Raw genomic sequence first — 9,902 nt, 5'->3', positions numbered from 1 at the left:
GCTGCGCTTATCCACCCTACAAAACCTGCAATTTTGTAGGGTGGATAAGGCGCGCCGCACGATGTTCGGGATTCAGCACGTCGGTTGTGCGCGCCGCATCCACCATGGGCCGCAGCAGACCCTCAAATTTGGAATTGCTGGTCGCAGACAAGATGGCCCCCATGCGGCCAAGTTATCATTGATGAACACACTTGGGGAAACTCGGCATGTCCGCCCACACAGAACGCGATTTCGAGACAGCGATCGAGGCCGGTCTGACCAGTTCCGGCGGCTTTCAGAAGCGCGACCCGAGCGCTTATGACGAAGCACTCGCACTGTTCCCCGACGATGTCACGGGCTTTCTGAAAGACAGCCAACCGGCCAAGTGGGGCGCATTGGAGGCGCTGCTCGGGGACAAGACCGCCACGACCGTGCTGGATAGCCTGGCGAAGGAACTGGATCTCAAGGGCACGCTCCACGTCCTGCGCCACGGGTTCAAGTGCTACGGCAAGACCCTGCGGCTCGCCTATTTCCGGCCGAACACGGCCATGAACCCCGAGGCGGCGGCGAACTACGCCAAGAACCGGCTGACCATCACCCTCCAGGTCGCCTTTACCTCGGTGATGAAGCGGGCGGATGGGCAGCACCGCCGCTGTATCATCGATTTGACCCTGGCCCTCAACGGCATCCCCGTCGTCACCGGCGAGTTGAAAAACCCGCTGACCGGGGAGCGCGCCGCCGATGCGATACATCAGTACGCGCACAAGCGGGATGAGCGCGATCTGCTCTTCGCGTTCAAGAAGCGCGCTTTGGTTCACTTCGCCGTGGACCCGGACGAGGTCTGGATGACGACGCGCCTCCGCGGCAAGGAGACCCAATTCTTGCCCTTCAATCGGGGGAACAATCACGGGGCAGGCAACCCGCCGGTGGAGGGCAACTGGAAGACCCATTACCTATGGGACGAGGTGCTGCAGGCCGACAGCCTGTTGGAGATCCTGCAACGCTTCATGCACTTGGAGGTGAAGGAGCGCCAGGTCACGACGACCAAGGGCGTGCGCACCGTGCGCAAAGAGACCATGATCTTCCCGCGCTATCACCAGCTCGACGCGGTTCGCGGGTTGGTCGCCCACGCGCGGGTCCATGGCGCCGGCCGGAACTATCTCGTCCAGCACTCGGCCGGCTCCGGCAAGTCGAACTCCATTGCCTGGCTCGCGCATCGGCTGGCCAGCCTGCACGATGCCCAGGACCAGAAGATCTTTCACTCAGTCATCGTCGTGACCGACCGGCGGGTGCTCGATCAGCAGTTGCAGGCGACCATCTATCAGTTCGAGCACAAGACCGGTGTGGTCGAAAAAATCGACGAAGACACCCGGCAGCTTGCCCGTGCACTCTCCCAGGGCACGCCCATCGTCATCACGACCATCCAGAAGTTCCCCTTCATCTCCCAGGCGCTGTCGACGCTGGAGAAGAAGGGCTCGGGCGTTCAGATCGACACGGCGGGCAAACGCTTCGCCGTCATCGTCGATGAGGCGCACTCGTCCCAGAGCGGAGAGACCGCGACGGCACTGCGGGGCATGCTGAACAAGGAAGGGATCGAGGCGGCGATTGCCGCCCAACTCTCCGACGAGGAGGACGGCGACCTCTCCGACGCGACGAAGGCGGCGGTGCTCCGCGATGCGCTGAAGCGGGCCAGGCAGCCTAACTTAAGCTTCTTCGCCTTCACCGCCACGCCGAAGTTCAAGACGAAGGCTGTGTTCGATGAGCCCGGCCCGTCCGGCGCCTCGCCCTTCCACGAATACAGCATGCGCCAGGCCATCGATGAAGGCTTCATCATGGATGTGCTCGCCAACTACAGCACCTACAAGCGCTTCTTCGGGCTGATCAAACAGAGCGAGGACGACCCCAATGTCCCGCGCAAGAAGGCCGCGAAGGCCCTGACACGCTACCTGGAGCTGCATCCCGTCAATATCGAGCAGGTGGTTACCATCATCGTCGAGCATTTCCGGCTCTACGTGATGCACGAGCTGGGCGGGCGGGCGAAGGCGATGGTGGTCACGGGCTCCCGCCTGGCCGCCGTGAAATACAAGCTGGCCTTTGACCGTTACATCGAGGATCAGGGCTACACCGGCATTCGCTCGCTGGTGGCCTTCTCGGGAGCGATCGAAGACCCGGACGACCCCGGCTCATCCTACACCGAGGTCTCGATGAACAGCGGTCTTTCCGAGAGCGAACTGCCGGAGGCGTTCGAGCGCGACGATTACCGGGTGCTCCTGGTGGCGGAGAAGTATCAGACCGGCTTCGATCAGCCCTTGTTGCAGACCATGTATGTGGTGAAGCGCCTCGCCGGCGTGCAGGCGGTGCAGACCCTCTCGCGGCTCAACCGCATCGCGCCCGGTAAGTCGCGCACCTTCGTGCTCGACTTCGTGAACGAGGAGGACGACATCTACCAGGCGTTCAAGCCCTACTACGAGACGACACCCGTCGGCGAGAACGCCGATCCGCAACGGCTGTCAGAGCTGCAACACCGCCTGCTCGAATGGGCGATCTTCACACCCGCGGACGTGATCGCCTTCGCCAAGGTCTGGTATCGCGCCAAGCGCGACCACTCGGCGAGCGATCATCGGGTGATGAACGCCGTGCTCGACGCCGTCGTGCAGCGCTTCCAGGAGCGGGAGGAAGAGGAACGCGAGACATTTCGCGGCCAGTTGACGGCCTATCGCAATCTCTATGCCTTCCTGTCGCAGATCATCCCTTACCAGGATAGCGACCTCGAACGGCTCTACACCTTCGTGCGGAACCTGCTGGCAAAGCTCCCGCTGCCGGGTGATGGTCAGGGCTTCGCGCTCGATGATGAGGTGGCGCTGCGGTTCTTCCGGCTGCAACAGATGACCGAGGGCTCCATCGACCTCGCGCCGGGCGAAGCCTATCCGCTGAAGGGGCCGACCGATGTGGGCACTGGTGGGATCAAGGATGAGGCGGTTGCCCTATCGAGCCTGATCGACCTCCTCAACGAGCGTTTCGGCACCGACTTCACCGAGGCGGATCAACTGTTCTTCGACCAGATACGGGCCTCGGCGGAAAACAATGAGAACATCGCGGAAGCAGCCCGTGCCAACAACTTCGCGAACTTCGCCTCCTATTTCGATCGCATGCTGGACGAGCTGTTCATTGCGCGAATGGAGGGCAACGAGGAGATCTTCTCTCGGGTGATGACCGACGCTGAGTTCCGCTCCGCGGCACAGGATCACTTGGCGCGGGAGATCTTCCGTCGTGTACGAGAAAAAGGTGAAACGCATTGACTGTCGTCGGTTTCCAGGGGAGCGCAAGGCGCTCGGCGACCTGGATCACAGCGACCCGCTGTTGGCCTACGCGAAGAGAGACCATTGAATCTTAAGGTGCTCTACGCATACAGCGGGGGGGGTAGCGGTAGCACTTCCCCGTCGACCTGATTCGGCTCGCGTACGGCAGAACACTGGCGTGGATATCAGAGGCCAACCCAGCGACGAGACCAAAGCCAATCACGCGGACCTGGCTCAGTGGGTGGATGCCGTGAAGGGTCAGGTTGTCGCTGGCGCTGCGCCCGCAGCGGATCGCTCAATCGTAGCCGCAGATCCACATAGGCCGATTCTTCCGCCGATAGTCCGAGGAAGTCGTCGGCGCTGCCGACCTGCCAGCCCTGCGCTTCGAGGCGCCGTTGCCTTGCTTCATCGATCATAAGCTTCAAATCTTCGCTTGCAGTCGACATATAGCCATCGGACGTGATAACCGGACGTAGGGGCGGGTTTCAAACCCGCCCCTACACCAAGGGTCTGTCCGGATATCAGGTAGGAAGGCTTTAACAACGCGTCGGCGGGCGGCAGGAGCGTTGTTCTACTCTCTTGGTCAACGTTGAGCGCTCTGCGGATCATGCCGCCTGAACCGACCAGACCGCCCGCTGTGCGCGGCGCTCCGCCTGACGACGGCCAAGGGCCAGGGCTGACACCGGGAAGTGCCCGCGCGGACGGGGATGCTGATAAGTCAAGGCGAGTGGCGGATAATCAGGGTCCGCAGCCTCGACGGCGTCATCCCGACTGATCCGGAGCGCACGATGTGAACGATGCAGCCAACCTTATGTGCGAAACCAGTGACGAGGAGCATCCTATGCCTGAACTCGATGTCGATGCTGCGCCGCGCTGGTCCAGCGCGACTGCGCCACTGCCCATCCCCCGGCAATCGGGCGGGTTGGGATAATGGCCAAGTACCCGCGTGCCCAATTTTCCCCGGCCAAGGACGAGATCCTGGCCATTGCCATCATGCGCGAGTCAGTGGTGAAGCACGACATTCGGCCGCTGCTCGACAAGCTCTTGCCGCTCGCGGCAACCCGCGAGGCGGCCATCGCCTGGGAAGGCAAGGTCACCTTCTTCTTCGACGGATGGGACCAGGACCCGCGCGAAACCGCCGAGATTCCGGCCATCCGCTCTTACTTCCTGGATGTGACGGCCGAGTTCCCGTACTGGTTCCATTTTGTCGAGAAGGTCGGGGATACCTTCTGGCACGTGCTGCGCCTGCTGTGCCGGGGCCACCGGGAGCAAGTCCGGCCGGGGATGATCGGGTGGCAGTTCGACGATCACGAAGAACTGTTTCGCCAGATCAATTTGCTGCTGAGCTACATGAACGGACTGCACGACCAGCTCGGTCTGCCCGCGGAGATGAACGAACGCATCTCGCAGGAGATCGCGCAACTCATCGAGTGCTCGTTCGAGTGAGCAGGGCCGGTCTTAGCCGTGCGAGCGCCGGCGCAGACTGATTCCCGCCAGCCGGCGCGTCGCGGTCGACCCGGGCGGACCGGTGCCCGTGCGGCCCGCGGCGTCCGATTCCCTTGTCGAGCGCCATGACCATGAGCACCGGACCCGCCCGCTGGATCATGCACCTGGACATGGACGCGTTCTACGCCGCGGTGGAACAGCGCGACAACCCGGCCTTGCGCGGCTTACCGGTCGTGGTCGGCGCCCAACCCGGCGGGCGCGGGGTGGTGGCCACCTGCTCCTACGAGGCGCGCCGCTTCGGCATCCACTCGGCCATGCCGATCCATGAGGCTCACCGGCGCTGTCCGGACGCGGTCTATCTGCGCCCGCGCATGGCGCATTATCTGGAGGTCGCCCGCCACATTCGCGCGGTCATGGCCACCTGTACGCCGGTGGTGGAACCGATCTCCATCGACGAGGCCTTTCTCGACGTCAGCGGACTCGGGCACCTGGTCGGTCCCCCGGAGACCATCGGCGCGCAGATCAAGGCGGCGATTCGTGCCGCGGTCGACCTGACCGCCTCGGTCGGCATCGGCCCGAACCGGTTGGTGGCGAAGATCGCCTCGGATTTCGGCAAGCCGGATGGGCTGGTCGTGGTGCCGCCGGAACAGGTCTTGGACTTCCTGGGCGGGCAGCCGGTCGGCATCCTGCGCGGGGTGGGCCGCCGGACCCTGCCCATCCTCCAGCGGCTGGGGCTGCGTACCGTCGCGGACCTGCGCCGGTTGTCGCTCACCCAGTTGCAGGCCCAGGTGGGATCCCGCGCCGCCGCCAGCCTGTACCAGCAGGCGCGCGGCATCGCCTCCGATCGGGTCAGCGAGCGCGCCGCCCGCCGGTCACTCTCCAAGGAAACCACCTTCGGCGTCGACGTGGCCGATTCCGGCGTGCTGCGCGACACCCTGCGCACGCTGGCGGCCGAGGTCGCCGCCGCGGCCCGGCAGGAGACGATCGCGGGGCGCACCGTCACCCTCAAGATCCGCTTCTGCGGCTTCGAGACCCACACCCGTCAGCGGCGGCTCCCGCGGCACAGCGACGACGCCCGCACCCTGTTCGCCGCCGCCTGGTCGCTGTACGAGGCCGGCCATTGGCAGGGCAAGCCCGTGCGCCTGATCGGCCTGGGGATCGCCGATCTGGGGGCTCCGGAGCCGGTCCAGCCGGACCTGTTCGACGGCGCGGCCGAGCGCCCTGCGGACAACGACCGGGAGCGGCGTCTCACGGTCGCGGTCGATCGCATCCATGCGCGCTTTGGCGTCGGCGCCCTGCACCGGGGGCTGTCCGCCGCGGACCCGGTGGACCCGGTGGACCCGGCCCGCGGCCGGGACGACACACCAGAGCGTCCGAAATAACCTGGTCGACAGCGTTTTCGAAAAGATCCGCAAGACCCTGGAGGGTGGCGAGGAGGTCAGCGGTCCGGATTCGGAAACTTCGCGGCAGACGCGGGCCAAGGAACTTGCCGGCACCGTCGAAGCGATCAGGGTTCTTGCAAGGGATAAAGTCAGATCGCACGCTTTCGGATATTTCGATTACACTCCAGCCCGTGATGCCGTTCCAAACGTCCAGGAGGCTGCCGTGACCACACTTTCGCCCGCCCGCGCGCTACCCTCCGCCGCAGAGGTCGCTCTTGCACGGGAGAGCAGTCGGACCTTGTCCGCGTATCTGCAGACCCGCGCCGAGACCCAGCAGATCGAGATCGTCGACGACCAAGGTGCGGCCCATCCGGTTCGTGTCCCCGTGTCGGCGCTGCGGCTGCTTGTCGATTTGTTGACCGAGATCGGCGCGGGCAATGCGGTCAGCATCATCCCGATCCATGCTGAGCTGACCACTCAGGATGCGGCGGATGTGCTCAACGTGTCGCGACCGTTCCTCGTTCAGTTGCTGGAGCGCGGCGAGATGCCGTTCCACAAGATCGGCACGCACCGGCGCGTGCGCTATCAGGACGTGATTGCCTACAAGGAGCGCATCGACGTGGAGCGCAACAAGGTCCTTGATGCCCTGGCCGAACAAGCCCAGGAGCTCAAGATGGGGTACGAATGAATGCGCTCGCACTTCACGGTCGTCTACGACGCGTGCGTGCTCTACCCGGCACCGCTACGCGACTTCCTCATGCGCTTGGCGTTGACGGATCTCTACCGGGCGCGCTGGACGGAGATGATCGCATCAAGATCGGCACAAAGAGCTGCCGCCTGATGCTCGACTTGCAGATTGAGCAGTGCCTCCAATCGCTCTGGGCGCGTATCCCCGGCCGGCCATACCGCCATATCCGCCAAGAGGGACTCGATCTGCGCGACCATCTCACCGATCGATGCCTCGTCCGGTGTTTCGGCGAAAACCTCCCGTAGCCGATTGGTCTTTACCAGGGCCTCGCGTAGCGCGTCTTCGCTGTCCGGCGGCGTCATCTGCAACACGCCAAGCGCCTCTGATCGCCGCTTGAGGGCCTCCCGAATTTTCAGGATGTCAGGCATTCGCCAGATCCCGGGCGAGATCCTCAGGCGAGTGAGTGAATGCCGAGATCCCGCACCGACCAAGCGATTCCATGAAGGCCCGCTTGGACAGCCCAGCCATTTCGGCGCCTTGACCAAGCGAGAACCGGCCTTGATTATAAAGGGTCGCGCCTAACAGCAAGCGCAACTCACGGGCATCAAGGTCGACGAAATCGGGGACAGCGATTTGTAGTCGCGTAGCCATGCTTCACACCTGGTTTGTTAGTCTATCGAGGCGCGGACGGATATCGCTAAACGTTATCGTCAAACGCTCTCGCTCCTGTCTGATCAATCGCCGTGTTCGGCACCCTTAACCCGCGCTTATCCAGCCGTCACCGATACCCGCACCGCCCGCTCCTTCAGCGTGCCGCTGGAGGTGAGCGCCGGCCCCAGCGAGAGCACTGCCCCTTCTCCAGCCGCGACAGCCGTTCAGCCCATTCGGGCCTCGACTCCCCCATTGACTGGCTGATCAGCGCGATGAAGCGGTCAACTTCATGGTGGCCAGCGTGAAGAATAGCTTGTGCCTGGCCTGGAACAACCGGTCGCGTTGCTCTTGATTGAAGCTAGCGACCCCCGCCCGGCGCCCGCTCGGCCACAGCCGAATAGCCGTGCGTCTCACGGTAACGGTCGATCGCATCCATGCACGCTTTGGCGTCGGCGCCCTGCACCGGGGGCTGTCCGCCGCGGACCCTATGGATCCGGCCCGCAGCCTAGACGAAACCCCGGAGTGCCCGAAAGAACCCCGCCTTAAGTTTGATTTTGCACGCGCCTTCTCAGAGACCTGCCGGTCCTGCCGAGGCTTGAGCGGCGGGAGCTACATGCTCCGCCTTGATCCATTTGTCCGCACGACAACGAGAGTGCGGGGTTGGACGTGACCAAAGCCGACATGGGCAGAACACCTGTTCGAGGAGCTTGATCTCAACAAGCGCGAGGCCGAAGACCTCGTCTACAGATCCTTCGAGGAGATCCTCAAGACCCTGTAGCGCGCGGAGGAAGGGACACTATCCGGATTCGGGAACTTCGAGTTGCGCGAGAAGAAGGAGCGCCCGAAGCGCAATCCGAAGACCGGTGGGGAGATCACGATCACCGCGTCGTGCCCTTCCATACGGGTGCGACCTAAGCCGCGGGGTTGAAAATCGTCGAGTCACGCAGGGTCTTAACCGGGCATTCAATCATGTGCACGTTTGGTTCGTCGTCATCGTGAAGAGACTCACTACTTGATCCACCAGCGTGGTCGTTCGCGCATCGATCTGCGTCGTGCCCCACGCCTTGGCGACTGCAAGTTCCGCATTCAGTTTTAAACCATTCTTGTAGCCTACCGCAAGTCCTTGGCGGTCGGTACGGTCGCGCTTTTCCTCAAAGCTCTTATTGCCCAGTGCGCTGTTGAAGCCCGAGATCGTGAGATTCCCGAGCTTGTGGACATGGGTCTGCTGAAGCTCCGTGGCCTTCTTCGCGTCCCCCGCAGCGATCATCGTCACCCAAGCAGCTGGAATGTTCTCGCCCTGCGGGAAGATGTGTTCAATCGTCCAGATGAACTGCTTGTTCTCGAACTTCCAAAGATCCACCCAGGTCTCTTTGGTCATGCTCTGCTCGGCCAAGGCACACAGAACAAATCGGGTAACGCCTGCGTTCTCTTCGTAGATGCTGCCTTCCAGCTTGCTGCGGAAACTCGCATCACTGGCAGATACCGTCAGCAGCTCGTCCCGCACCGACGCCACGACCGAGTCGCCAGAAAGGGAGGCCACCTTGTCGATGATAGCCATGAAGAGGCGGGTGAGGTCGCGCGTTGGCGGCATGTCGGTGAGATTGCGTCGAACAAAGAAGCACACCAATAGCTTTGCGATCTTTCCTAACTGGGTGACGTTGATTGCCAGAGGTGCCTGCCGCACCAGCAGGTAAAGCATCAGCAGGTAAGACGGGGCACCCTGAATGCGATCCAAGTCCTTCAGTGGATTTGCCAGCGGCGCCCAAACTTCACCGGTATTTCGCGCGAGCATCAACGCGTACAACTGGCCTGCGGCACGAATGTCGCGCAGGTGGCCCTTGGCGTCCTGGTTGATCAGTTTTTCGTAAATCTGGATCAGGTTAGACCTTGTAGCCACTGGGCCTAACGGATCCTTCCTCTTGTCGTCGTCCTTGCGGAAGGGAATATTCAGAGAGTCCTTGAACGCGTTGTAGTAGTGCCGGAAGAAGCGCTCTTGGATGCTATAGTCATCTCCCAGGTAGCCGAGCAGCGTGTTCCAGACATCGAAATAGTGATCGACCTTGCCGGGCTCAGTAGTTTCCAACCGGGCCAGCAGTTTGTTCTTTATGAGATCAATCGCAGTGAGCGGCATACCTCGGTTGTTAAGCGACTCAAAAAGGATATAGGCATCGGCGTGGCTGGCCACCTCGATCTTGACCAGACAGGCCTGGCTTACCTTGTCGAGAAAGGCCATAATCGACGCCAATCGATCATTCTCGCCGCCGACTATCTCATTGATGCGAGCTTGAAAGAATCGGAAGGCACGGAAGACCTTTCGGGCTCTTCGGGATCTCAGTAGGTTATGATATACTTATATTTCAGCATCTTACGAGGTTTTGAAGGTCATCATGGACTCCAACAACGAGCCACTCAGACAAGCAATAGAGCTATTGCGAGATTTGCCCAATGTCCAAGTGC

General features: G+C 62.3%; 7 protein-coding genes and 2 pseudogenes. 6 read left to right on the top strand and 3 right to left on the bottom strand.

Annotated elements, in window-relative coordinates; all coding sequences use genetic code 11:
* Positions 1 to 206 precede the first annotated feature (206 nt).
* The 5 genes and pseudogenes from QZY03_RS29450 to QZY03_RS32320 all read left to right on the top strand — a co-directional run.
* Positions 207 to 3,278 carry a DEAD/DEAH box helicase family protein gene (locus QZY03_RS29450; protein ID WP_295587529.1) on the top strand — a complete coding sequence of 1,024 codons (3,072 nt, stop codon included), beginning with the start codon at positions 207 to 209 and terminating at the stop codon, positions 3,276 to 3,278.
* A 930-nt stretch (positions 3,279 to 4,208) separates the two neighbouring features.
* Positions 4,209 to 4,724 carry a hypothetical protein gene (locus QZY03_RS29445; RefSeq protein WP_295587527.1) on the top strand — a complete coding sequence of 172 codons (516 nt, stop codon included), beginning with the start codon at positions 4,209 to 4,211 and terminating at the stop codon, positions 4,722 to 4,724.
* A 131-nt stretch (positions 4,725 to 4,855) separates the two neighbouring features.
* On the top strand, positions 4,856 to 6,106 hold the full coding sequence (gene dinB, locus QZY03_RS29440) for a DNA polymerase IV (protein WP_295587525.1): 1,251 nt from the start codon (positions 4,856 to 4,858) through the stop codon (positions 6,104 to 6,106).
* Positions 6,107 to 6,329: 223 nt separating this feature from the next.
* Positions 6,330 to 6,794 carry a helix-turn-helix domain-containing protein gene (locus tag QZY03_RS29435; RefSeq protein WP_295587523.1) on the top strand — a complete coding sequence of 155 codons (465 nt, stop codon included), beginning with the start codon at positions 6,330 to 6,332 and terminating at the stop codon, positions 6,792 to 6,794.
* Positions 6,795 to 6,914 (top strand): annotated as a pseudogene (locus tag QZY03_RS32320) (PIN domain-containing protein); the annotation flags it as partial.
* On the opposite strand, the gene QZY03_RS29430 reads toward QZY03_RS32320, so the two are convergent.
* Both QZY03_RS29430 and QZY03_RS29425 read right to left on the bottom strand, forming a co-directional pair.
* Entirely contained in the window at positions 6,887 to 7,222 is a 336-nt protein-coding gene (locus QZY03_RS29430) for a hypothetical protein (RefSeq protein ID WP_295587521.1), read from the bottom strand. The pseudogene QZY03_RS32320 and the gene QZY03_RS29430 sit on opposite strands and share 28 nt — an antisense overlap.
* Positions 7,215 to 7,445 carry a UPF0175 family protein gene (locus tag QZY03_RS29425; protein WP_295587519.1) on the bottom strand — a complete coding sequence of 77 codons (231 nt, stop codon included), beginning with the start codon at positions 7,443 to 7,445 and terminating at the stop codon, positions 7,215 to 7,217. Before QZY03_RS29425 ends, QZY03_RS29430 begins: the two co-directional genes overlap by 8 nt.
* A 694-nt stretch (positions 7,446 to 8,139) precedes the next feature.
* Here QZY03_RS29425 and QZY03_RS29420 point away from each other — a divergent pair.
* Positions 8,140 to 8,331: pseudogene (locus QZY03_RS29420) on the top strand (HU family DNA-binding protein); the annotation flags it as partial.
* Between the two features lie 81 nt (positions 8,332 to 8,412).
* On the opposite strand, the gene QZY03_RS29415 reads toward QZY03_RS29420, so the two are convergent.
* Positions 8,413 to 9,678, bottom strand: a complete 1,266-nt coding sequence (locus tag QZY03_RS29415; RefSeq protein WP_295587517.1) for an HNH endonuclease family protein — start codon at positions 9,676 to 9,678, stop codon at positions 8,413 to 8,415.
* Positions 9,679 to 9,902: the final 224 nt, after the last annotated feature.

The organism is uncultured Lamprocystis sp. (assembly GCF_903933125.1).
Taxonomy (GTDB): domain Bacteria; phylum Pseudomonadota; class Gammaproteobacteria; order Chromatiales; family Chromatiaceae; genus Thiodictyon.
The sequence above is the reverse complement of the archived record's forward strand: the minus strand, read 5'-3'. Positions and strand labels throughout refer to the sequence as shown.